Source organism: Azospira sp. I09 (genome assembly GCF_009177135.1).
In the GTDB taxonomy this organism is placed as follows: Bacteria; Pseudomonadota; Gammaproteobacteria; order Burkholderiales; family Rhodocyclaceae; genus Azospira; species Azospira oryzae.
Map to the genome: position 1 here is coordinate 1,465,287 of NZ_AP021844.1, position 22,702 is coordinate 1,487,988.

Below are 22,702 nucleotides of genomic sequence, written 5' to 3' on the forward strand. Positions count from 1 at the left end.
GGGCGGGGGGGCTTTCGGCGAGGACTGTCTGAGGCCCGCAGGACCGAGTTCCGCAGCCGCCCCTCTCGACTGAGCAGCGCAGGGAAGCCCGCAGGGCCGGGGGTGAGGGTCGCCTTCTTGTTGGTTACTTATTCTTGGCGAGACAAGAATAAGTAACCCGCGCGTCAGGCGCGGAACACAGCCGCAAAATCACCAAACCACGCCCGAAGACTCCCCCTCAAGACAAACCAACAACACCCCAAAACAAAAAAACCGCCCCGGAACCTCCGGGACGGGCTTCTTGCTGGCTTGCTACAGGAGAAACAGGAATAACTCAGGCCGGGGCCGAGCTGCGGATCAGGTGGTCGAAGGCCGAGAGGCTGGCCTTGGCGCCCTCGCCCATGGCGATGATGATCTGCTTGTAGGGCACGGTGGTGCAGTCGCCGGCGGCGAAGACGCCTTCGGCGGAGGTCTCGCCCTTGGCGTTGATGACGATCTCGCCCCGCTCGGAGAGTTCGACGGTGCCCTTGAGCCAATCGGTGTTGGGCAGCAGGCCGATCTGCACGAAGATGCCTTCCAGGGCGACGGTCTTTTCCTCGCCGCTGACCCGGTCCTTGTACTTGAGGCCGTTCACCTTCTGGCCGTCGCCGGTCACTTCCGTGGTCTGGGCTTCGGTAATCACCGTGACGTTGGGCAGGCTGAGGAGCTTCTTCTGTAGCACGGCGTCGGCCCGCATTTCCTTGCCGAATTCCAGCAGGGTGACGTGGGCGACGATGCCGGCCAGGTCGATAGCTGCCTCGACGCCGGAGTTGCCGCCGCCGATCACGGCGACGCGCTTGCCCTTGAACAGGGGGCCGTCGCAGTGGGGGCAATAGGCCACGCCCTTGGTGCGGTACTCGGCTTCGCCAGGCACGTTCATTTCACGCCAGCGGGCGCCGGTAGAGAGGATCACGGTCTTGCTCTTCAACACGGCGCCGTTGGCCAGGGTCACCTCGGCGGGCTGACCGTTGGCGGCGGGCTTGAGGGCGGCGGCGCGCTGCAGGTTCATGATGTCCACCTCGTATTCGCGCACGTGCTGCTCCAGGGCCATGGCCAGCTTGGGGCCTTCGGTTTCCTTGACGGAAATGAAGTTCTCGATGCCCAGGGTGTCCAGCACCTGGCCGCCGAAGCGCTCGGCCACCACGCCGGTGCGGATGCCCTTGCGGGCGGCGTAGATGGCGGCGGCGGCGCCGGCCGGGCCACCGCCCACCACAAGCACGTCGAACACTTCCTTGTCGGAGAGCTTGGCTGCGTCCCGGGCAGCGGCGCCCGTATCCACCTTGGCCAGGATCTCGCCCAGTTCCATGCGGCCGGAACCGAAGGCCTGGCCATTGAGGTAGATGGCGGGGACGCCCATGATCTGGCACTCTTCCACTTCCTGCTGGAAGACGCCGCCGTCGATCATCACCGCTTCCACATTGGGGTTGAGCACGGCCATGGTGTTGAGGGCCTGCACCACGTCCGGGCAGTTGTGGCAGGAGAGGGAGATGAAGGTCTCGAAGCTGAACTTGCCGTCCAGGCCCTTGATCTGCTCGACCACCTCGGCCTCCACCTTGGGCGGGTGACCGCCGCTCTGCAGCAGGGCCAGCACCAGGGAGGTGAATTCGTGGCCCATGGGGATGCCGGCGAAGTGGATGCGGGGGTTCTGGCCGGCCCGGGCGATGCCGAAGGAGGGACGGCGGGCGGCCTGGCCGTCTTCGCGCAGGCTCACCTTGTCGGACAGTTCGGCGATGTCGGCCAGCAGGCTGCGCATTTCCTGGGCGGTGGCGGAATCGTCCAGGGAGGCCACCAGTTCGATGGGCTGGACGAGTTTTTCAAGGTAAGCCTTGAGCTGGGTCTTGATGCTGCTGTCGAGCATGGTCTTATCTCCCTAAATCGAAGCGATGCTGTACGGAAACGGATGAAATACGGTGCGGCATGCAATGGAAAGGCGCCCGCATGGGGATGGATGTGCGGGAGCACACCCGGCGGGCGCCTTTGCGCTGCAATCCGCCGCGGCGGGCCCGGCTGGCCGGGCACCGCGCTGCGGAAGGAAGAAGGTCTTAGATCTTGCCGACCAGGTCGATGGAGGGAGCCAGGGTCTTGGCGCCTTCCTTCCACTTGGCGGGGCACACCTGGCCGGGGTTGGCGGCGGTGTATTGGGCGGCCTTCAGCTTGCGCAGGGTTTCGGAAACGTCGCGAGCGATTTCGTTGGAATGGATTTCCAGGGTCTTGATCACGCCGTCCGGGTTGATGATGAAAGTACCGCGCAGGGCCAGGCCTTCTTCGGGGATATGCACGCCGAAGGCGTTGGTCAGCTGGTGGGTGGGGTCACCGATCAGGGGGAACTTGGCCTTGCCCACGGCGGGGGAGGTTTCGTGCCACACCTTGTGGGAGAAGTGGGTGTCGGTGGTGACGATGTACACCTCGGCACCGGCCTTCTGGAATTCGGCGTAGTTGTCGGCAGCGTCTTCGATTTCGGTGGGGCAGTTGAAGGTGAAGGCGGCAGGCATGAAAATCAGGACGGACCACTTGCCCTTCAGGTCGGTGTCGGAAACGGTGATGAACTTGCCGTTGTGGAAGGCATTGACGTTGAAGGGCTGGATGACGGTGTTGATCAAGGAAGTGCTCATCGTTTTATCTCCTGAGTTGAGTGAAACAAAGTTGGGGTTGGGTGAGGCGATGGGTGAATAGTAAAGATCCCGGAGAAATTACTCTAATTGATTGTCTTCATATTTAAGATAGTCAATAACTATCAACAAATGAAACAGCTTCCGGCACGGGGGCCCGACCGGCAGCAAACGCCGACATGGGAGCGGATGAAACCTGGGCTCAAGGGAGAAGGGACAGCGAAAGGCCGGCAGATGTTCCGCGGCAGCGGGGAAAGTCATCCACATTTCCTGTGGATAACCCTGTGGGAGAGCTGGGGGCAGTAGCCGCCAGGGCCCGCCGTTACTGGGATTGCCTTACCCTGCCACGAAAAGCGGCAGGGGCGGCGGAGGGCACATTCAGGCCGAGGCGCGCAAGACCCCGGGGAAAAAATATTCCGGGCCGTGGGGAGTGAGAACGAGATGGAAACGGAGGTTGCCGCTGCGGGCCGCCTCCTGGCTGACCAGGGCTTTCTGGGCCTTGGCGTCGCCGGCCAGGGCCTGGTACTGGTCCACGAAGGCCTGCTGATCGTCGGCAGCCTGCACGGTCTCGGCCGTGGCGGCGATGGCGGTGAAGCGCTGGGTCAGTTCGGCATTGGCGGCGAACAGGCGCTCGATCTGCTGACGGTCCGGAGTGTTGTTGACCACCGTCACATGCCCATCGGAAGCGACGGCCAGCATGGGTTCCGGCGAGGTGCGAAGCCCCTCTTCGCGGAATTTCTTGCCGACCTCGGCGGCAAAATCCGCCACCTCGGCGGACAGCCACTGCCGCGCGGCATCGACCTGCTGGCCGTCCACCGCTTCGGTCAGACTGGCCGCAACGGCTGGAAGCACCTGTTTTGGCGCGGCTTCCGGGGCACTGCCGGCCCGTGCCTGGGCCTGATAGGCTGCCTGGGGAAAGGCGAGCGACGTGGCGCTCACGAACATGAAAAAGCCTCCGCATATGGTTTTGCGAAGGCTTATTGCAAGACGGATGCCAGCCGGGGCGGCGGGCCCCGGGGCGCTTAGGGCTGCAGGCGGCGGCGGGCTTCGTAGAGGCAGACGCCGGAGGCGACGGAGACGTTGAGGCTCTCGACGCTGCCGAACATGGGTATGCGCACCAGCTGGTCGCAGGTCTCCCGGGTCAGGCGGCGCATGCCCTCGCCCTCGGCCCCCAGGACCCAGGCGGTGCCCTTGGGCCACTCGGCGGTGTACAGGTCGCCGTCGGCCTGGTCGGCGGTGCCGATGATCCAGATGTCCCGCTCCTTCAGTTCGCGCAGGGTGCGGGCCAGGTTGGTGACGGTGATGTAGGGCACGGTCTCGGCGGCGCCGCTGGCCACCTTCAGCACGGTGTTGGTGAGGCCCACGGAACGGTCCTTGGGAGCGATCACCGCATGGGCGCCCACCGCATCGGCCACCCGCAGGCAGGCCCCCAGATTGTGGGGATCGGTGACCCCATCCAGGATCAGCAACAGGGGCGGCTCCTCCAGGGTGTCGAGCACGTCGTCCAGGGTCACCTGGCGCTCGTTGGCGTCCACCTTGGCCACCACGCCCTGGTGCCGCTGGCCCGGGGCCAGGCCGTCGAGGCGCTTGGCGTCGGCGGGAATGACGCGGATGCCCTGGGCCTCCGCATGACGCAGCAGGTCCTTGGCCCGGGCGTCCTTGCGGCTCTGGTCCAGGTACACCTCCTTCACCGCATCCGGATTGTGGCGCAGCTTGGCGATGACGGCATGGAAGCCGTGGATGAGGCGGGTGGGGTGATTCTTTTCGGGAGCGGCCTGGGACATGGGGAGGCAATCGGAAACGGTTCGGGCCGCCATTGTAGACCAAGGCCCGGGCCGGCCCCAGCCCGGCGCCGGCAAGAGAAATGCCTTGCCCGCCCCATAGGCCCCGGCTAGTATTCAAGTCGGCTGAACTGATGCCGTTAAATCAGTCAGTTGAAGGCTTTTATTACAGCGATTTTTTAACTACGGCCCATCATGCTCGATCACGCCCTTCCCAGCCTGGATTCCTGGGTCCTGTTCTTCTCCGAACAGGAACTGCCCGTCTTGCGGCACACCGTGCGGCGCCTGGAAGAGGCGCGGGAACGCATGGACAGCATCAGCGGCCGGGAGATCGCCAGCATCATCCTGCAGGACCCCATGATGACCGTGCGCATGCTGGCCTACATCCAGCCCCTGCGCGGCTCCCGCCTGCGCAACGACGTCACCACCATCGACCAGGCCGTGGTCCTTTTGGGCATCGAACCCTTCTTCAAGAAGTTCGAAAACCTGCCCATGGTGGAAGACACCCTGAAGGAGCAGCCCCAGGCCCTGCTCGGCCTCATCAACGTGGTCCGGCGCGCCCAGCGGGCCGCCCAGTACGCCTACGACTGGGCCCTGTGGCGGCACGACCTGAACATGGAAGAAATCGTGGTGGCCACCCTGCTCCACGAACTGCCCGAGTTGCTGCTGTGGTGCTGCGCCCCCAAGCTGGCCCTGCAGATCAAGGCACTGCAGAAGTCGGACCGCGCCCTGCGCTCCGTCACCGCCCAGGAAACCGTACTCGGCGCCCACTTCGCCGAAATGCAGCAGGCCCTGTGCCGGGCCTGGAACCTGCCCGAGCTGATGCTCAAGCTCACCGACGAGGAACAGGCCAGCGCCCCCCGGGTGCGCAATGTCCTGCTGGCCGTCAATCTGGCCCGCCATTCCGCCAACGGCTGGGACGACGCGGCCCTGCCCGACGACTACCGGGACATCGCCGAATTCCTGCACGTCCATGTGTATACGGTGATGAAGAAAGCCGGCGCCCCCATCCCGCCGGAAATGGAGGCGGCGGAACTGGGCCTCAGCGACGAGGCCGACGCCGGGACCGCCGACCCAACCGAGCCCCCGGCTCAGCCGCAGTAGCGCAGGTTGGCCAGGTCCAGCAGCAGTTCCGGCGCCTGGTAACCGAGAAAGATCAGCACCAGCAGGGCGGCCGCCAGGGCCGCCCCCACTCCCCAGAAAAACCAGCGCCAGTGGCGGGCCATCTCAGGCCCCCGCCGGCTTCGGCTCGGCCCGCTGCACGGGCCGCTCGTCGATGGGCCAGCAGAGGATGGCGGCGATCACCGAAAGACCGATGGAGAGCAGCCAGGCCAGGTCGTAGGAGCCGGTCTTGTCGAAGATCATGCCCCCCAGCCAGGCACCGAGGAAGCTGCCCAGCTGGTGGCCGAGGAAGACGATGCCGGCCAGCATGGACATGAAGCGCAGGCCGAAGACCTGGGCGATGAGACCGTTGGTGAGGGGCACCGTGGCCAGCCACAGCAGGCCCATGCAGGCGGAGAAGATCCAGATGCTGGCCACCGACAGGGGGGCCAGCATGAAGGCGCCGATGACCACCACCCGGGCGCCGTAGATCAGCATCAGCAAGTTCTTCTTGCTGCCCTTGCCGCCGGCCCAGCCGAAGAGGAAGGAGCCGAAGATGTTGAAGAGGCCGATAAGGGCGATGCCGGTCATGCCGACGTTGGCGGAGAAGCCCGAATCCACGGCGAAGGACGGCAGGTGCAGCATGATGAAGGCGGTCTGGAAGCCGCACACGAAGTAGCTCCAGAACAGGTAGTGGAAACTCCTCTGCCCGCCCGCCTCCACCAGGGCGGCCCCGGCGGACTGGCCGGCGCCGCTCGCATGCTTGTGGCCGTCGGCCATGGCATAGGCCAGGGGCGCGATGAGGCCGACGCCGCAGGCCAGGAGGAACAGGGCGGCCTGCCAGCCGAAGCTGCTGATCAGGGCCTGGCCGATGGGCAGCACGGCGAACTGGCCGAAGGAGCCGCCGGCGCTGGCGATGCCCAAGGCCAGGCTGCGCTTTTCCGGCGTCGTGTGGCGGCCGATGACACCCATGATGACGGCGAAGGTGGTGCCCGACAGCCCCAGGCCCACCAGCACCCCGGCGGACAGGTCGAGAGCCAGGCCGGTGCTGGAAACGGCCATCAGGGCGAGGCCCACGACATAGAGCAGGGCCGAGGCGGCGATCACGCGGCCGGCCCCGTAGCGGTCGGCGAAGGCGCCGGCGAAGGGCGAGCCCAGGCCCCACACCAGGTTCTGGATGGCGAAGGCGAAGGAGAAGACTTCCCGGTTCCAGCCCAGGGCGCCGGTCATGGGCTGCAGGAAGAGGCCGCCGGTATGGCGGATGCCCATGGAGAGGGTGAGGATGATGCAGCCGCAGACCAGGATCAGGGTCGGCGTGCGCCAGGCGGACGGGCTCGATGGGGACATGTTGTTTGTTCTCTGCAGCATGGGGTCCGCCATTATAGGCAGGCCGGGGACGGCACAGTTCAAAGCCGGTATTATTCCCACGTCAATCAACAGGGAGCGCTGACAATGAGCGTAGGCGGCATGATTTTCCTCGGCCTGGTGGTGGTGGCCCTGATCTACGGCATCACCCTCTACAACGGACTGGTGGGTCTCAAGCACGGCGTCGCCAAGGCCTGGGCCAATATCGACGTGCTGCTCAAGCAGCGCCACGACGAACTGCCCAAGCTGGTGGAGGTGTGCAAGCAGTACAAGGAATTCGAACAGAGCACCCTGCAACGGGTGATCGAGGCCCGCAGCCAGGTGCAGAGCGCCCGTCAGGCCCAGGACGTGGGCGCCCTGGGCGAGGCGGAAGGCGCGCTGCGCCTGGGTCTTGGCCGGCTCTTCGCCGTCGCCGAGGCCTATCCCGAACTCAAGGCCAACGAGCACTTCATGCAGCTGCAGCAGCGCATCACCGCCCTGGAAAATTCCATCGCCGACCGCCGCGAGCTGTACAACGAGGCGGTGAATATCAACAACGTGCGGGTGGACCAGTTCCCCGACGCCATCATCGCCCGCCTCTTCCGCTTCGATCCCCAGCCCCTGCTGGAATTTGCCGCCGCCGAAAAGGCGGACGTGGACATCAAGCAGCTCTTCAGTTGATCCCCCGCCACTTCAAGCTCCACTGGCAGACGGGCCAGTGGATCACCTCGGGCGCCCAGCTGGCCCTGCTGGTGATCGGGGCCCAGACCGAATCGCCCCTGGGCTGGAGCGTCTGCCTCGGGCTGATGGCCCTGCTCAGCCTGTGGGCCTGGAGCGGCGCCCTGAAGCGGCGCCGGGCCATCGCCGACACCCCCACCTCCCGCATCGCTTCCGCCGCCCAGGGCTACGTCGAACTGCAGGGCAACGGCCGCCCCATGGCCGGTCTGCCCCTGGTCTCGCCCCTCAGCGGCGGCCGCTGCCTGTGGTATCGCAACACCACGGAGCAGAAGGATTCGGAAAACCAGTGGAAGGTCATCAACCGGGACGAAAGCGAGGCCTCCTTCGTCCTCGACGACGGCAGCGGCCTCTGCGCCGTGGACCCGGCCGGTGCCGAAATCCACACCCGGCACAAGCAGCAGTGGAGCGAGGGCGACTACCGCCATACCGAATGGACCCTGCGGGACGGCGACGACATCTATGTCCTGGGCGGCTTCCATACCCGGGGCGGCGGCGACGCGCTGCTGGACCCGGCGGAGGACCTGAAGCAGGTGCTGGCCGAGTGGAAGCGCAACCCGGAGGAACTGCACCGGCGCTTCGACCTAAACGGCGACGGCGAGCTGGACATGGAGGAATGGCGCCTGGCCCGCCAGGCCGCCCGGCGCGAGGTGGCGCAGCTGCACCGCCAGGCCCGGGCCGTTCCCGACATCCACCTCATGGGCCGCCCCGATGGCGGCCGGCTCTACCTCATTGCCAATCTGGCGCCGGAAAAGCTGGCCCGGCGCTACGGCTTGTGGGCTCTCTTCCACCTGGCCGTCTTTTTCGCCGCCCTGGGCGCCCTGCCCTGGGTCTGGCAACAACTATAAAAAAACCGGGCACCGCCCATCCCCCAAGGAGACAACATGACCGTCCTCAGCACCGCTGCCACCGTCGCCACCCTGCTGGTGGCCCTGCTCCACGCCTACATCCTGGTGCTGGAAATGTTCTGCTGGAACACCCCGAAGGGCCGCAAGGCCTTCGGCCTGACACCGGAGTTCGCCGCCGCCACCCGGGTCCTGGCCGCCAACCAGGGCCTCTACAACGGCTTCCTGGCCGCCGGCCTGCTGTGGGGGCTGCTGCCGGGCGAGGCTAGTTTCTCCATCCGCTGCTTCTTCCTCGGTTGCGTGGTGGTAGCCGGCATCTTCGGCGCCGCCACCGCCAGCCGCCGCATCCTCTTCGTCCAGGCCCTGCCCGGGGCCCTGGCCCTGGGGCTCAATCTGCTGGCGGCACTGTAAGCCGCCCGCGCCCGGCCAGGGCCGGCGCACCAGGCCGGGTGGCCATCAGGGATTGAAGCGGGCCGCCAGGAAATCCAGGAAGGCCCGCAGCCGGGCCGAGAGATTGAGGCGGGGCGGATAGATGGCGTAGAGGTCCGCCGGCGGCAAGGACCACTCGGCCAGCACCGCCCGCAGGCGGCCGCTCTCCAGGTATTTGGCGGCATCCCACTCGGAGCGCACCACCAGGCCCTGGCCTTCCAGGGCCCATTGCTGCACCACGTCGCCGTCGTTGCTGGAGAGGCCACCCCGCACCTTCACCGCCACGCTGTCCTTGCCCTTGGCGAAGCGCCACAGGTGGTAATCCTCGTCGTTCTGGCGGTGGATGATGCAGGCGTGGCGGACCAGTTCTTCCGGCGTCAAGGGCTCGCCGTGGGCCTCCAGGTAGCGGGGCGAGGCGCAGACGAAGCGGCGGTTGGAGAGGATCTTGCGCGCCGCCAGGCGGGCGTCCGGCGGCTCGCCGAAGCGCAGGCCCAGGTCGAAGCCCTGCTCCGCCAGGTTGAGGGGCCGGTCGGTGAGTTGCAGCTGCACTTCCACCGCCGGGTGCTGGCGCACGAACTCGCTCACCAGGGGGGCGATGTGGCTGCGCCCGAAGCCCAGGGTGGCGTTGATGCGCAGCCGCCCCCGGGGTGCCGCCTTGCTGCCGGCCACCTCGTTCTCCAGCTCTCTTATGTCTTCCAGGATGGTCCTGGCCCGGGCCAGGAACACCTCCCCTTCGGCGGTCAGACTCATGCGCCGGGTGGTGCGCTGCACCAGCCGCACGCCGAGGCGGGCTTCCAGCTGGGCCAGCCGCTTGCTCAGGGCCGGGGCGGTGAGGTGGAGTTCCCGGGCGGCGGCGGCCAGGCTGCCCTGGCGGGCCAGAAGGACGAAGAATTCCAGTTCGGAAGCGGTGTTCATGGGGCGCCTCTCATTGATAACTTTTGTTCATCAATGTTGTGAATATGGCTTAACTATAAACCACGGAAGAGAGGCTAACCTTCGTCTCGTTCGCCGCCCCGCCGGCTCCTGCCAACTGTTCCGAGAAGGAAAACCCCATGCGCATCGTCGATATCCGGGAAGTGACCCGGCCCATCTCCTCCCCCATCCGCAACGCCTATATCGACTTCTCCAAGATGACCCTGTCCCTGGTGGCGGTGGTCACCGACGTCATCCGCGACGGCAAGCCGGTGGTGGGCTACGGCTTCAACTCCAACGGCCGCTACGGCCAGGGCAGCCTGATCCGGGAACGCTTCCGTCCCCGCATCCTGGAAGCTGCCCCCGATTCCCTGCTCGACGAATCCGGCAACAACCTGGACCCCCACAAGGTGTGGGCCTGCATGATGAGCAACGAGAAGCCCGGCGGCCACGGCGAGCGCTCCGTCGCCGTGGGCACGGTGGATATGGCCATCTGGGATGCGGTGGCCAAGATCGAAGGCAAGCCTCTCTACCAGCTGCTGGCCGAACGCTACGGCAACGGCACGCCCAACCGGGAAGTCTTCGTCTACGCCGCCGGCGGTTACTACTGGCCGGGCCAGGACCTGCAGGCCCTGAAGAACGAGATGCAGGGCTACCTGGACCGGGGCTACAAGGTGGTGAAGAAGAAGATCGGCGGCGGCACCCTGGCCGACGACTTGAAGCGCATCGAGGCGGTGCTCTCCATCCTGCCCGCCGGCTGCAAGCTGGCGGTGGATGCCAACGGCCGCTTCGACCTGCCCACCGCCGTGGAATACGCCAAGGCCCTCTCCCAGTACGACCTGTTCTGGTACGAGGAGGCCGGAGATCCCCTGGACTACGCCCTGCAGGCCGAACTGGCCAATCACTACGAAGGCCCCATGGCCACCGGCGAGAACCTCTTCTCCATGCAGGACGCCCGCAACCTGATCCGCTACGGCGGCATGAGGGCCGACCGGGACTGGCTGCAGTTCGACTGCGCCCTCTCCTACGGCCTGGTGGAATACCTGCGCACTTTGAACATGCTCAAGGAGCACGGCTGGAGCCCCTCCCGCTGCATTCCCCACGGCGGCCACCAGATGTCCCTGGCCATCGCCGCGGGCCTGGGGCTGGGCGGCAACGAATCCTACCCGGACCTGTTCCAGCCCTTCGGCGGTTTCCCCGATGGCGTGCAGGTCAAGGACAGCATCGTCACCCTGCCGGAACTGCCGGGCATCGGCTTCGAAGGCAAGGCCGACCTCTACGCCGAGATGAAGGCCCTGGGCGAAGCCTGAGCAGGGGCGCCGCTTGCGGCCAGCCGGCCCGGCCCGCCAGCGGCGGCCAGCCCCCGGGGGCCCAGCGACTGGGGTTTGACCTAGGTGTATGCCAGCAGGGATATTTGCTACAAATACACCAGAAAATCCTCCCAGGCCGCCCCATGCCCCCTTTCACCCACGTCCCCTGCACCGGCCCCAGCGACGCCGTGGCAGAGCGCATCGCCCAGATGGCAGAGTTCCTGCCGGAAAGTCTGTGGCTGGTGGACGTGGCCTCGCGCCGGGTGATCTACGCCAACCCGGCCTACGAGAAGGTGTGGGGCGCCAGCCGGGAAAGCCTCTACCAGGACCGCCACGACTGGCTTCACCAGGTCCATCCGGAGGAGCAGCAGCGCCTGCGGGACGCCATCCGGCGCCGGCCCCACGGCGGCCTGGACATCCGCTTCCGCATTCTCACCGAGCGGGAGGAGGTGCGCTGGCTGCACATGAAGAGCTTTGCCATCGGCGACGGTCCCCGGCCCCACACCATCGGCGGCATCGCCTTCGACGTTTCCGACGTCCTGGCGGCCGAGGCCCGGGCCCACCACCTGACCCATTTCGACGGCCTCACCGGCCTGCCCAACCGCAACCAGTTCCGCGAACAGCTGGTGGAAGCCCTGCGCCACGCCGAACGCCGGCAGAGCCAGGCCGCCCTGCTCTGTCTGGGCCTGGACGGTTTCCAGAACGTCAATGAGAACCTGGGCTACCGCATCGGCGACGCCGCCCTGGCCCAACTGGCCCAGCGCCTGCGCCGGGACCTGCGCGGCGGCGACCTGCTGGGCCGCCTGGGAGGCGACCTGTTCGGCCTGCTGCTGACGGACGAGGGCGGCCTCGACATCTCCCAGGCCGCCCGCCGCCTGATCGACCTCACCGCCACCTCCCTCGAGGTGGAGGGCAGCGACGTCTATCTGGGGGCCAGCCTGGGCATCGCCGTCTATCCCTCCGACGGCACTTCCGCCGACCAGCTGCTGTACCGGGCCGAGACCGCCCTGCACGACGCCAAGCAGCACGGTGGCGGCACTTTCCGCTTCTTCGAGGCTGCCGCCAACGAGCGCCTGCGCAGCCGCCAGCAGACGGAACAGGCCCTGCGCCTGGCGGTGCAGGAAAACCAGTTCGTCCTGCATTACCAGCCCAAGGTCAGCTGCAACAACGGCACCATCATCGGCGCCGAAGCCCTGATCCGCTGGCAGCATCCCCAGCACGGCCTCATTTCCCCCGCCGAATTCATCCAGGCCATGGAGGAAAGCGGCCAGGTGGTGGCCGTGGGCCGCTGGGTCATGCACCAGGCCTGCCTCCAGGCCAGTCGCTGGCATGCCCGGGGCCTGGGCCCGTTCTCCGTGGCCGTCAATCTCTCGGCCCGGCAGCTGCGGGAGGGCAACCTGGTGCAGCAGGTGCGCCAGGTCCTGGAGGAAACCGGGCTGGCCGCCCGCTGGCTGGAACTGGAACTGACCGAATCCATGCTGATGGAGGATGTGGAGGAGACCATCGCCACCCTCGGCGAACTGCGGGCCCTTGGCGTGCGCCTGTCGGTGGACGACTTCGGCACCGGCTATTCCAGCCTCTCCTACCTGAAGCGCTTTCCCCTGGATGCGGTGAAGGTGGACCGCTCCTTCGTCCAGGACATCGTCGCCGACCCCAACGACGTCTCCATCACCCGAGCCGTCATCACCATGGCCCATGCCCTGCAGATGAAGGTCATCGCCGAGGGGGTGGAAACGGAAGCCCAGCTCGCCCTGCTCATCGCCAACCGCTGCGACGAAATCCAGGGGTATTATTTCAGCCGGCCGGTTCCGGCGGAGGAGATGGAAATCATGCTGGAAAACGGCAAGACCATCCCCGAGGATCTGATCCATCCCCGGGAAAGAAAGCGCACCCTGCTCCTGGTGGACGACGAGGAAAACATCCTCTCCGCCATGAAGCGCCTGCTGCGCAAGGAAGGCTACGACATCCGGATCGCCAGCGGCGGCGAGGAAGGCCTCAAGCTCCTGGCCGAACACCCGGTGGACGTCATCATTTCCGACCAGCGCATGCCCGGCATGACCGGGGTGGAATTCCTGCGCCGGGCCAAGGTGCTGCATCCGGAAAGCATCCGCATCGTCCTCTCCGGCTATACCGAGCTGCAATCCGTCACCAGCGCCATCAACGAGGGCGCCATCTACAAGTTCCTGACCAAGCCCTGGGACGACGAGCAGCTCAAGGAGCACATCGCCGAGGCCTTCCACCAGAAGGAACTGGCGGACGAGAACCGGCGCCTCTCCAGCGCCGTGCAGCTGGCCAACCGGGAACTGGAAAGCGCCAACGGCCGCCTGCAGCAACTGCTGGAAGAGCGGGAGCAGCGCATCAACCGCAACGAGACGGCCCTGGACGTGCTGCACGAAGTGCTGGAAATCCTGCCCTGGCCCCTGCTCGGGGTGGACGACGAAGGCATCATCGTCACCATGAACGGCCAGGCCGAAAATCTCCTCGGCTCCCAGGGCGGGCTGCTGGGCGAGCCCCTGGACTCCGTCCTGCCCCCGGCCACCTGCGACCTGCTGCTGCGCCAGGGGGTCAAGGAAACGCCCCTGCAACTGCGCGAGCGCACCTTCCTGGCCCGCAGCCATTCCCTCGGCCTCGCCTCCGCCGGCCGGGGCCTGGCCATCACCCTGATGCCGACGAGTCCGTCATGAACCAGGAACCGCTCTGGCTGCCCCTGGCCGAGGTGATCCCCGGCACCCCCCTGGCCGCCGACCTGGCGGACGGGGAAGGCCAGTTGCTGCTCACCGCCGGCTCCCGGCTCGATGCCCACCGCCTGCAGCAGCTGGCCCGCCAGGGCATTGCCACGGTGCCGGTGCCGCCGCCCCCGCCGCCGCCCACCCCGGAGGAAATGGCCCGCCGCGAAGGGGAGGCCCGCCTGCGCATGGAGCGGCGCTTTGCCCACGCCGGACACGGTCAGGCCAGCCGGGCCCTGTTCCAGGTCCTGCTGCAGCGGCAACTGGAGATGCCCTGAGATGTCGCCCCAGGCCTGCCCTCCGCCGCCGGACCGGGACACCGTCGCCGCCCGCATCGCCGCCCTGCCCAGCCTGCCCAGCGTGGCGGCGGAGCTGCTCAGCGGCGACGCCATCGAGGAGCTGGACGTGGCGCCCCTGGCCCGGCGCATCGCCGCCGACCAGGTCCTGGCGGCCCGGGCCCTGCGGGTGGCCAACTCGCCCTTCTACGGCATGCCGGGCATGGTTGGCTCGATCCAGGAGGCCATCGTCGTGCTCGGCTTTCGCGCCGTGCGTTCCCTGGTCATTTCCGCCGCCGCCGTGCAGGCCCTCGCCAGCCTCAAGCCGGGCCGCAACTTCTCGCCCCGCACCTTCTGGCGCCATAGCGTCGGCACCGCCGTGGCGGCCCGGCACCTGGCCATGCTCAGCGGCCGCAACGCCGAGGCCGCCTTCACCGCCGGCCTGCTGCACGACATCGGCCAGCTGGTGCTGTGCGTCGCCTTCCCCCGTCACTACGCCGCCGTCCTGGCCCGCAGCCAGGGCCACGAACTGCCCCTGGTGGCCGCCGAACTGGAATACCTGGGCCTCACCCATGCCGAGGCCGGCGCCATGCTGGCCACCCGCTGGGGCCTGCCCCAGAGCATGAGGGAAGCCATCGCCCTGCATCATCAGCCCGACGAGGCCCGGGCCGACTCCCTGGTGGACCTGACCCACGTCGCCAACGTCCTGGCCCACGGCCTGGAATTCTCCACCCCCCTGGAAGAACCGGTGCCGCCCCTTTCCGACACGGCCTGGAACCGGCTCAACATCGACTGGGCCCGGCTGGCGCCGACCCTGGACCAGATCGCCAACGAGTTCGAGGATACCCTGCATGCCCTCCTTGCCTGATCCCGGTCCGATCCCCCCCGGCCTGCCCGAGCTGCTGCACGGGGAAGTGCTGCTGCGCCACCTGCAGGTGAGCGTGGCCGACGACCAGGGCGCCATCCTCTACGTGAACGAGCGCATGTGCGAAGCCTGCGGCTACCGGCCGGATGAGCTGCTGCAGCACAACTACAGCGTGCTGGCCACCGGCCGCCATCCGCCCGAGTTCTTCGCCGAGCTGTGGCAGACGGTGCGGGCCGGCTTCGAATGGCGCGGCGAAATGTCCAACCGGCGCAAGGACGGCTCCGAATACTGGATCGAGCTGACCGTGGTGCCCCTGCCGGCAGAGGGCAACCTGCCCCGCCGCTACGTCGGCCTGGGTTCGGACATCACCCGCATCGTCGAGGCCGAGCAGCAGCTGCGCAGCAGCGAGGCCCGCTTCCGCGGCCTCACCGAAACCATCAGCGCCGCCGTGATCCTCTACAAGGGCGGCCCCATGCTCTATGTGAACCGGGCCATGGAGCGCCTGACCGGCTACAGCCGGGCCGAGCTGCTGCAGATGAGCTTCTTCGACCTGGCCCATCCCTCGGTGCGCGACCTCCTGCAGGAACGGGCCGCCGCCCGGCTGCGCGGCGAGGCCATGCCGACCACCTACGAGGCCCCTTTCGTCACCAAGGCGGGCAAGACCATCTGGATGGAGATCACCGCCGCCCGCATCGAATACGAGGGCGGCTACGCCGGTCTCGGCACGGCCATCGACATCACCGAACGCAAGCGGGCCGAGGCGGCCCAGCGCAGCACCCAGCAGATGCTGCAGCAGATCATCGACGGCGACCCGGTACCCACCTTCGTCATCGACGCATCGCACCGGGTGACCCACTGGAACGCGGCCTGCGCCCTGGTCACCGGCATGCCCGGGGAGAAAATCATCGGCAGCACCCGGGCCTGGTCCGGCTTCTACGCCGACGAGCGGCCGGTGCTGGCCGAGCTGGTGGTGGACGGCACCGCCGACAGCCGCATCACCGGCCTCTACGGCGACACCTTCCGCCGCTCCCCCATCATTCCCGGGGCCTACGAGGTGGAATCCTTCTTCCCCAACTTCGGCGACCGGGGCCGCTGGCTGTTCTTCACCGCCGCCCCCCTCAAGGATGCCCAGGGCCGCATCATCGGCGCCATCGAGACCCTGGTGGACGTGACCGAGCGCAAGGAGGCCGAGGAGGCCCTGCGCAATGCCCACGCCAAGCTGGAGATCCTGGTGGAGCGGCGCACCGCCCAGCTCTCCCTGGCCAAGCAGGCCCTGGAGGAGGACGTGCGGCGGCGGGAAGCTTCGGAGAACGAGCTGCGCCAGCGCAACGCCGAACTGCTGGAGGTGAACAAGCGCCTGCAGGAAGCCCAGGAGCAGCTGGTGCAGTCGGAGAAGATGGCCTCCATCGGCCAGCTGGCCGCCGGCGTCGCCCACGAGATCAACAATCCCATCGGCTACGTGCAATCCAACCTGTCCACCCTGGGCCGGTACCTGGAGGACATGCAGACGGTGCTCGACTCCCTGGCGACGGCGGTGGCCCAGCTGCCGTCCGAGCACCCGGCGGCCCAGGCCGTGGCCCGGGTCAAGCAGGACCTGGACTTCGACTTCCTGCTGGAGGATCTGCCCAGCCTGGTAACCCAGTCCCGGGACGGCATCGACCGGGTGCGCAAGATCGTCGCCGACCTGAAGGACTTCTCCCGTCTCGACGCCTCCCAGGACTGGCAGTGGGCCGACCTGCACCAGGGCCTGGATTCCACCCTCAACATCGTCAACAACGAGATCAAGTACCGGGCCGAGGTGGTCCGGGAATACGGCCAACTGCCGGAGGTGGAATGCCTGCCCTCCCAGCTCAACCAGGTCTTCCTCAACCTGCTGGTGAACTCGGCCCACGCCATGCCCGAGGGCCAGATGGGCCGCATCACCCTGCGCAGCGGCCACGACGAGCCGGCGCACCAGGTATGGCTGGAAGTGGAGGACAACGGCAGCGGCATCTCCCCCGAAAACATGCACCGCCTGTTCGACCCCTTCTTCACCACCAAGCCCGTGGGCAAAGGCACCGGGCTTGGCTTATCCTTGTCCTACGGCATCGTGCAGAAGCACCACGGCCAGATCACCGTCAGCAGCGAGCTGGGTAAGGGCACCACCTTCCGCATCGTCCTGCCGGTCAGCCAGCCAAAAGAGGGAGCAACCCCATGAGCGACGGCAACCTGCCCGTCCCCCCCGCCACCATCCTGTGCGTGGACGACGAGGCCAACATCCTCGCCGCCCTGCGCCGCCTGTTCCGTCCCGCCGGCTACAAGGTCCTGCTCGGCAACAGCGGCGCCGAGGGCCTGCAACTGCTGGAAGCGGAAAACGGCGAGGTGGACGTGGTCATCTCCGACATGCGCATGCCGGAGATGGACGGCGCCCGCTTCCTCGCCCAGGTCAGGGCCCGCTGGCCCAAGGCGGCGCGCATCCTGCTCACCGGCTACGCCGACATCGAATCCACCGTGGCCGCCATCAACCAGGGCGAGATCTACCGCTACATCGCCAAGCCCTGGAACGACAGCGAAGTCATGCTGACGGTGAAGGACGTGCTGGAGCGCAAGGCCCTGGAGCGGGAAAAGGCCCGCCTGGAAGAACTGACCCGGCGGCAGAACGAGGAGCTGAAAAGCCTCAACGCCAGCCTGGAGGAGAAGGTCCAGGCCCGCACCCAGGAACTGGCCCTGGCCAACGAGAAGCTGAAGACCAGCTTCATGACCTCGATCCGGGTCTTCGCCAACCTCATCGAACTGCGGGAAGGCCGCATGGCCGGCCACTCCCGCCGGGTGGCGGACCTCTCGCGCAAGACCGCCAAGCAGATGAACCTGCCGCCCCGGGACAGCCAGGACGTGTTCCTCGCCGGCCTGCTGCACGACATCGGCAAGATCGGCCTGCCCGACCACCTGCTGGCCAAGAACGAACTGCAGATGACCCCGGAGGAGCGGGGCCTGTGGCGCAAGCATCCGCTCAAGGGCGAACAGGCCCTGATGGCCCTGGAGGACCTGCGCGGCGCCGCCCGCCTGATCCGCAGCCACCACGAACGGGTGGACGGCCAGGGCTACCCCGCCGGCGAAATGGAAGGGGCCATTCCCCTGGGGGCCCGCATCCTGGCCGTGGCCAACGACTACGACGGCCTCATCCAGGGCACCCTCAACGGCAAGAAGCTGAACGAGCAGGCCGCCCTGGAGTTCATCGACAAAAGCCGGGGCCGGCGTTACGACCCGGCGGTGGTGGATGCCTTCCTGGTGGTCTGCGGCGGCATCAAGGAGCCGCCGCCGGTGGGCCTGCCCCTGCTGCCCGCCGAACTGGAGCCGGGCATGGTCCTGGCCCGGGATTTCCTCAGCCGCGACGGCATCCTGCTGCTGGCCGCCGACTATGTCCTGGATGAAAACCTGATCCGGCAGATTCGCGAATACGAGAAGAGCGAATTCGGCGGCCGCATCACCCTCCACATCCATCCACCGAAGATCGTCGATCATGAATAACCGCCCACCCCGCATCCTGCTCGTGGACGACGAGCCCGCCGTCCTGTCGGCCCTGGCCCGTCTGCTGCACCGCCAACTGCCGGCCGGCCCCGAAGTCGAAACCTTCACCTCCCCCCGGGCCGCCTTGGCGCGGGCCTGGGAAGTGCCCTTCGCCCTGGTGGTGAGCGACTACCGCATGGCCGAGATGGACGGCATCGCCTTCCTCAAGGAATTCGCCGAAATCCAGCCCCATGCCCTGCGCCTCATGCTCTCCGGCGCCGCCGACTTCGACGTGCTGGTGAGCGCGGTGAATGCCGTGGGCCTGCACCGCTACCTGATCAAGCCCTGGGACGACGATGAGGTATGCAGCGTGCTGCAGGGCGCCTATGCGGAATTCGGCCGCCAGGAGGCGGACCGCCAGCTGGCCCTGGAACGGCAGCGGCAGCTGGGCCAGCTGAGCCCGGAGGAAATCGAACGGCGCCGCCTGGAGGCGGAGGAACCGGGCATCACCCGGGTCAACTGGGGCCCCGACGGGGCCATCCATCTCGACGATTGAAGGGGCCGCCGCCATGCACCCCCTGCTCGAACGCCAGATTCGCCGCCACCTGGGCGAACACCCGGAAACGGTCCTGCCGCCCCCGGGCGATGCGGCCTGGGAGCACCTGTTCAACGCCATCGGCGAATCCTACGAGCAGCTGGACCGGGACCTGCTGCTGCGGGAACAGGCCCTCAACCTCACTTCGGAAGAACTCAACCGGCGCAACGACGACCTGCGCCGGGAACTGGCCGAGCGCACCGAGACGGAAGCGGCCCTGCAGCGGGAAAAAGGCGAGCAGGCGGCCCTCATCACCCGGCTCGAGGATGCCAAGCGGCAGCTCCTGTATTCGGAAAAGATGGCCTCCATCGGCCAGCTGGCGGCGGGAGTGGCCCACGAGATCAACAACCCGGTGGGCTTCGTGCAGTCCAACATCAACACCCTGGCCGGCTACGTGGAGGACCTCTTCGCCCTCACCGACCTGCTGGAGGAAGTGGCCGCCGGCCTGCCCGACGATTCGCCCCTGGGACGCAAGATCCGGGAAAGCTGCGAGCGCTACGACCTGGAATTCCTGCGGGAGGACGTGCCCAAGCTGCTCAGCGAATCCCGGGACGGGGTCAGCCGGGTGCGCAAGATCGTGCAGGACCTGCGGGACTTCTCCCACCCAGACGAAGGCAAGTTCGCCTGGATCGACCTCAACCCGGGCATCGTCTCCACCCTCAACATCGTCAACAACGAGCTGAAGTACAAGGCCGAGGTCATCACCGAGCTGGGAGAACTGCCCTTGATCGAGGCCAACCAGAACCAGCTCAACCAGGTCTTCCTCAACCTGCTGGTGAATGCGGCCCACGCCATCAAGGACAAGGGCGTCATCAACGTGGCCACGCGCCACCTGCCGGAAAGCGGGGAGGTCTGCATCAGCATCGCCGACACCGGCGCCGGCATCCCGCCGGAAAACCTGAAGCGCATCTTCGACCCCTTCTTCACCACCAAGCCGGTGGGCAAGGGCACGGGTCTGGGCCTCTCCCTCTCCTACGGCATCGTGCAGAAGCACCACGGCCGCATCGAGGTGGACAGCCAGGAGCGGGCGGGCACCCTGTTCCAGGTCTTCCTGCCCATCCACCAGCCGGCAGCCAGTGCCGCCGGGGAGGAGGCCGCTCCGGCGGCAGAGGCCACCGCCGCCGGGCAGCAGGCCTGATCAGCCCTTGCTCTTGGCTTCCAGCTCTTCCCAGCGCTCCAGCAGGAGCAGCAGTTCCTCGTCGATCTCCCCCAGTCTGGCGGAGCAACGCTGGGCTTCCTGGGGGTCCCGCTGGTACAGGCCCGGGTCTTCCAGGCGCTGGCTGAGGCCGGCCTGCTCAGCCTCCAGGGCAGCAATGCGGTCGGGCAGGGCTTCCAGCTCCTTGTTTTCCTTGTAGCTGAGCTTCACCGGCTTGGCCTTGGCGGCCTTGTCCTCCTTCGGCGCCGCCGCCTTCTCTTCCCGGGCCTGGACCTTGGCGGCTTCCGCCTCGGCGGCCTGGCGCTTCTGCTGGTAGGCAAACCAGTCGCTGTAGCCGCCGGCATATTCGTGCCACACCCCATCGCCTTCGGCGGCGATGGTCTGGGTCACCACGTTGTCGAGGAAGGCCCGGTCGTGGCTGACCAGGAACAGGGTGCCCGGGTAGTCCTGCAGCAGCTGCTCCAGCAGTTCCAGGGTTTCGATGTCCAGGTCGTTGGTGGGCTCGTCCAGCACCAGCACGTTAGCGGGACGGGCGAAGAGGCGGGCCAGCAGCAGGCGGTTGCGCTCGCCGCCGGAGAGGGACTTCACCGGCGAACGGGCCCGCTGGGGGGCGAAGAGGAAATCTCCCAGATAGCTGATGACGTGCTTTTTCTCGTTGCCGATTTCCACGTAGTCGGAGCCCGGGGAGATGACGTCGGCCAGGGCCGCCTCCTCATCCAGCTGGCTGCGGAACTGGTCGAAATAGGCCACCTCCACCTTGGTGCCCTGGCGCACGCTGCCCTCGTCGGGCTGCAGCTCGCCCAGGATGAGGCGCAGCAGGGTGGTCTTGCCGGCGCCGTTGGGGCCGATGAGGCCGATCTTGTCGCCGCGCATGAGGCGGGTGGAGAAGTCGCGGACGATGGTGCGCTCGCCGTAGCGCTTGGTCACATGGGTGAGTTCGGCCACCAGCTTGCCGCTCTTCTCCCCCGAGTCCAGGGCCAGTTCCACCTTGCCCTGGCGCTCGCGCCGGGCCGCCCGCTCGCGCCGCAGCTGCTCCAGGCGCAGCACCCGGCCTTCGTTGCGGGTGCGCCGTGCCTCCACGCCCTTGCGGATCCACACTTCTTCCTGGGCCAGGAACTTGTCGAACTTGGCATTGACCACCGCTTCGTCGGCCAGCATGCGTTCCTTGCGCTCCTGGTAGGCGGCGAAATTGCCGGGAAAGCTCACCAGCTGGCCCCGGTCCAGCTCCACGATGCGGGTGGCCAGGCGGTTGAGGAAGGCCCGGTCGTGGGTGATGAAGAGCAGGGTGACGTTGGCTTCGAGGAGCAGGTTTTCCAGCCAGGCGATGGCGCCCACGTCCAGGTGGTTGGTGGGTTCGTCCAGCAGCAGCACTTCCGGCGCCACGGCCAGGGCCTGGGCCAGGGCCAGGCGCTTCTTCTGGCCGCCGGAAAGGCCGCCCACCCGGGCCTCCGGGTCCAGGGAAAAACGCTGGATGGCAGCTTCGGCCTGGGCATTGACGGCCCAGGCGCCGCGGGCCTCCAGGTCGGTCTGCAACTGGTGCAGGCGGGCCAGCAGGGACTCATGGTCGGCCCCCTCTTCCGCCAGGCGGTGGGACACCTCATGGTATTCGGCCAGCAGGGCCGAGGTGTCGCCCATGCCGCCGACCACGGCCTGGAACACGCTCTGTTCCGGATCGAAGGGCGGCTCCTGGGGCACGTAGCCGATGCGGGCGCCGGGCTGGCGCCACACCTCGCCGTCGTCCAGGCCGCCCTGGCCGGCCAGGGCCTTGAGCAGGGAGGACTTGCCGCAGCCGTTGCGGCCGATCAGGGCCACCCGTTCCCCCGGGTCCAGCTGAAAGTCGGCGTGGTCGAGCAGGGGCACGTGGCCAAAGGCAAGGCAGGCGGATTTGAGTTGCAGGTAGGGCACGGAAGGCAGCCGGTGGAAGCAAAGGCCGCTATTGTAGCCTCCCCCGCCGCGGGCCACTCCCCGGGCTTGCCCGGCGGGGCGCCGCCGCCTTAAGCTTGGCCCCATGAAACCTGCCAGCCACCCCACCGCCCTGCGCCTGCAGGCCCTGCTCCAGGCCGCCGGCCACGACGCCGCCGTGGTCGAGTTCGACCAGCCCACCCGCACCAGCGCCGAAGCCGCCCAGGCCATCGGCTGCAGCGTGGCGGAAATCGCCAAGTCCGTGGTTTTCCGCCGCCGCAGCGACGGCCGCGCCGTGGTGGTGGCCTGCGGCGACCAACGGGTCAGCGAGAAGAAGGTCAAGGCCCTGGTGGGCGGCCCCATCGAGCGGGCCGAAGCGGAATTCGTGCGCCAGGCCACCGGCTACGCCATCGGCGGCGTCTCGCCCCTGGGCCAGCCCGGAGAGGTGATCCTGCTGCTGGATGCCCTCTTGCAGCGCTTTGCCACCGTCTGGGCCGCCGCCGGCACGCCCTTCTCCGTCTTCCCCCTGGCCCCGGCCGACCTTCAGCGTCTCACCGGCGCGCCCTGGGCCGACGTGCACCAGGAAGCGCCGGCCGCCTGAGCCGCCATAAAA

Annotated in this window: 21 protein-coding genes; 13 read left to right on the plus strand and 8 right to left on the minus strand. The window is 67.5% G+C overall.

Annotated elements, in window-relative coordinates; all coding sequences use genetic code 11:
* Nucleotides 1-313: 313 nt before the first annotated feature.
* From ahpF to rlmB, 4 genes are all read right to left on the minus strand, one after another.
* Nucleotides 314-1,876, minus strand: coding sequence for an alkyl hydroperoxide reductase subunit F (gene ahpF, locus AZSP09_RS06780; protein ID WP_152089552.1), 1,563 nt, complete (start codon nt 1,874-1,876; stop codon nt 314-316).
* 184 nt (nt 1,877-2,060) lie between these two features.
* A complete protein-coding gene (ahpC, locus tag AZSP09_RS06785; protein ID WP_014236974.1) occupies nt 2,061-2,630 on the minus strand; it encodes an alkyl hydroperoxide reductase subunit C in 570 nt (189 codons plus the stop codon).
* Between the two features lie 375 nt (nt 2,631-3,005).
* Nucleotides 3,006-3,572, minus strand: coding sequence for a hypothetical protein (locus AZSP09_RS06790; RefSeq protein ID WP_014236973.1), 567 nt, complete (start codon nt 3,570-3,572; stop codon nt 3,006-3,008).
* Between the two features lie 77 nt (nt 3,573-3,649).
* Nucleotides 3,650-4,411 carry a 23S rRNA (guanosine(2251)-2'-O)-methyltransferase RlmB gene (gene rlmB / locus AZSP09_RS06795; RefSeq protein ID WP_014236972.1) on the minus strand — a complete coding sequence of 254 codons (762 nt, stop codon included), beginning with the start codon at nt 4,409-4,411 and terminating at the stop codon, nt 3,650-3,652.
* Nucleotides 4,412-4,603: 192 nt separating this feature from the next.
* Here rlmB and AZSP09_RS06800 point away from each other — a divergent pair, with 192 nt between their 5' ends.
* Complete coding sequence (locus AZSP09_RS06800; RefSeq protein WP_152089553.1) at nt 4,604-5,512, plus strand: HDOD domain-containing protein; 909 nt, start codon at nt 4,604-4,606, stop codon at nt 5,510-5,512.
* Here AZSP09_RS06800 and AZSP09_RS20565 read toward each other — a convergent pair.
* Nucleotides 5,500-5,634, minus strand: coding sequence for a hypothetical protein (locus AZSP09_RS20565; RefSeq protein WP_014236970.1), 135 nt, complete (start codon nt 5,632-5,634; stop codon nt 5,500-5,502). The genes AZSP09_RS06800 and AZSP09_RS20565 overlap by 13 nt on opposite strands.
* A 1-nt stretch (nt 5,635) precedes the next feature.
* The gene (locus tag AZSP09_RS06805) at nt 5,636-6,856 is read right to left on the minus strand and encodes an MFS transporter (RefSeq protein WP_232058865.1); all 1,221 of its coding nucleotides are present in this window, start codon (nt 6,854-6,856) and stop codon (nt 5,636-5,638) included.
* 105 nt (nt 6,857-6,961) lie between these two features.
* Here AZSP09_RS06805 and AZSP09_RS06810 point away from each other — a divergent pair, with 105 nt between their 5' ends.
* The 3 genes from AZSP09_RS06810 to AZSP09_RS06820 are packed head-to-tail and all read left to right on the plus strand — an operon-like array spanning nt 6,962 to nt 8,844.
* Nucleotides 6,962-7,534: a LemA family protein gene (locus AZSP09_RS06810; RefSeq protein WP_014236968.1), complete on the plus strand. Its 573-nt coding sequence runs from the start codon at nt 6,962-6,964 to the stop codon at nt 7,532-7,534.
* Nucleotides 7,531-8,436 (plus strand): GIDE domain-containing protein, encoded by a 906-nt coding sequence (locus tag AZSP09_RS06815; RefSeq protein ID WP_014236967.1) that lies wholly within the window; start codon nt 7,531-7,533, stop codon nt 8,434-8,436. Before AZSP09_RS06810 ends, AZSP09_RS06815 begins: the two co-directional genes overlap by 4 nt.
* A gap of 36 nt (nt 8,437-8,472) precedes the next feature.
* Entirely contained in the window at nt 8,473-8,844 is a 372-nt protein-coding gene (locus tag AZSP09_RS06820) for a DUF1304 domain-containing protein (protein ID WP_152089555.1), read from the plus strand.
* A gap of 45 nt (nt 8,845-8,889) precedes the next feature.
* Here the strand turns inward: AZSP09_RS06820 and AZSP09_RS06825 are convergent, their stop codons facing one another.
* Nucleotides 8,890-9,777 (minus strand): LysR family transcriptional regulator, encoded by an 888-nt coding sequence (locus tag AZSP09_RS06825; RefSeq protein WP_152089556.1) that lies wholly within the window; start codon nt 9,775-9,777, stop codon nt 8,890-8,892.
* Between the two features lie 137 nt (nt 9,778-9,914).
* Here AZSP09_RS06825 and AZSP09_RS06830 point away from each other — a divergent pair, with 137 nt between their 5' ends.
* From AZSP09_RS06830 to AZSP09_RS06860, 8 genes are all read left to right on the plus strand, one after another.
* A complete protein-coding gene (locus AZSP09_RS06830) occupies nt 9,915-11,084 on the plus strand; it encodes a mandelate racemase/muconate lactonizing enzyme family protein (RefSeq protein WP_152089557.1) in 1,170 nt (389 codons plus the stop codon).
* A gap of 143 nt (nt 11,085-11,227) precedes the next feature.
* Nucleotides 11,228-13,768 carry an EAL domain-containing protein gene (locus tag AZSP09_RS06835; RefSeq protein ID WP_152089558.1) on the plus strand — a complete coding sequence of 847 codons (2,541 nt, stop codon included), beginning with the start codon at nt 11,228-11,230 and terminating at the stop codon, nt 13,766-13,768.
* Nucleotides 13,765-14,088, plus strand: a complete 324-nt coding sequence (locus AZSP09_RS19915; protein ID WP_172974713.1) for a hypothetical protein — start codon at nt 13,765-13,767, stop codon at nt 14,086-14,088. Before AZSP09_RS06835 ends, AZSP09_RS19915 begins: the two co-directional genes overlap by 4 nt.
* 1 nt (nt 14,089) lies before the next feature.
* Nucleotides 14,090-14,953 carry an HDOD domain-containing protein gene (locus tag AZSP09_RS06840; RefSeq protein WP_014236961.1) on the plus strand — a complete coding sequence of 288 codons (864 nt, stop codon included), beginning with the start codon at nt 14,090-14,092 and terminating at the stop codon, nt 14,951-14,953.
* Entirely contained in the window at nt 14,937-17,147 is a 2,211-nt protein-coding gene (locus AZSP09_RS06845; RefSeq protein ID WP_152089560.1) for a PAS domain-containing sensor histidine kinase, read from the plus strand. The genes AZSP09_RS06840 and AZSP09_RS06845 overlap by 17 nt, the downstream gene beginning before the upstream one ends.
* On the plus strand, nt 17,144-18,457 hold the full coding sequence (locus tag AZSP09_RS06850; protein WP_152089561.1) for an HD domain-containing phosphohydrolase: 1,314 nt from the start codon (nt 17,144-17,146) through the stop codon (nt 18,455-18,457). Before AZSP09_RS06845 ends, AZSP09_RS06850 begins: the two co-directional genes overlap by 4 nt.
* The gene (locus tag AZSP09_RS06855; protein ID WP_152089562.1) at nt 18,450-18,992 is read left to right on the plus strand and encodes a response regulator; all 543 of its coding nucleotides are present in this window, start codon (nt 18,450-18,452) and stop codon (nt 18,990-18,992) included. The genes AZSP09_RS06850 and AZSP09_RS06855 overlap by 8 nt, the downstream gene beginning before the upstream one ends.
* 13 nt (nt 18,993-19,005) lie before the next feature.
* Complete coding sequence (locus tag AZSP09_RS06860) at nt 19,006-20,169, plus strand: ATP-binding protein (RefSeq protein ID WP_152089563.1); 1,164 nt, start codon at nt 19,006-19,008, stop codon at nt 20,167-20,169.
* Here the strand turns inward: AZSP09_RS06860 and AZSP09_RS06865 are convergent, their stop codons facing one another.
* Nucleotides 20,170-22,092, minus strand: coding sequence for an ATP-binding cassette domain-containing protein (locus tag AZSP09_RS06865; RefSeq protein WP_152089564.1), 1,923 nt, complete (start codon nt 22,090-22,092; stop codon nt 20,170-20,172). It abuts the gene before it with no gap.
* Between the two features lie 103 nt (nt 22,093-22,195).
* Between AZSP09_RS06865 and AZSP09_RS06870 the strand changes: the two genes are divergently transcribed.
* Nucleotides 22,196-22,690: a YbaK/EbsC family protein gene (locus tag AZSP09_RS06870; RefSeq protein ID WP_152089565.1), complete on the plus strand. Its 495-nt coding sequence runs from the start codon at nt 22,196-22,198 to the stop codon at nt 22,688-22,690.
* Nucleotides 22,691-22,702 lie beyond the last annotated feature (12 nt).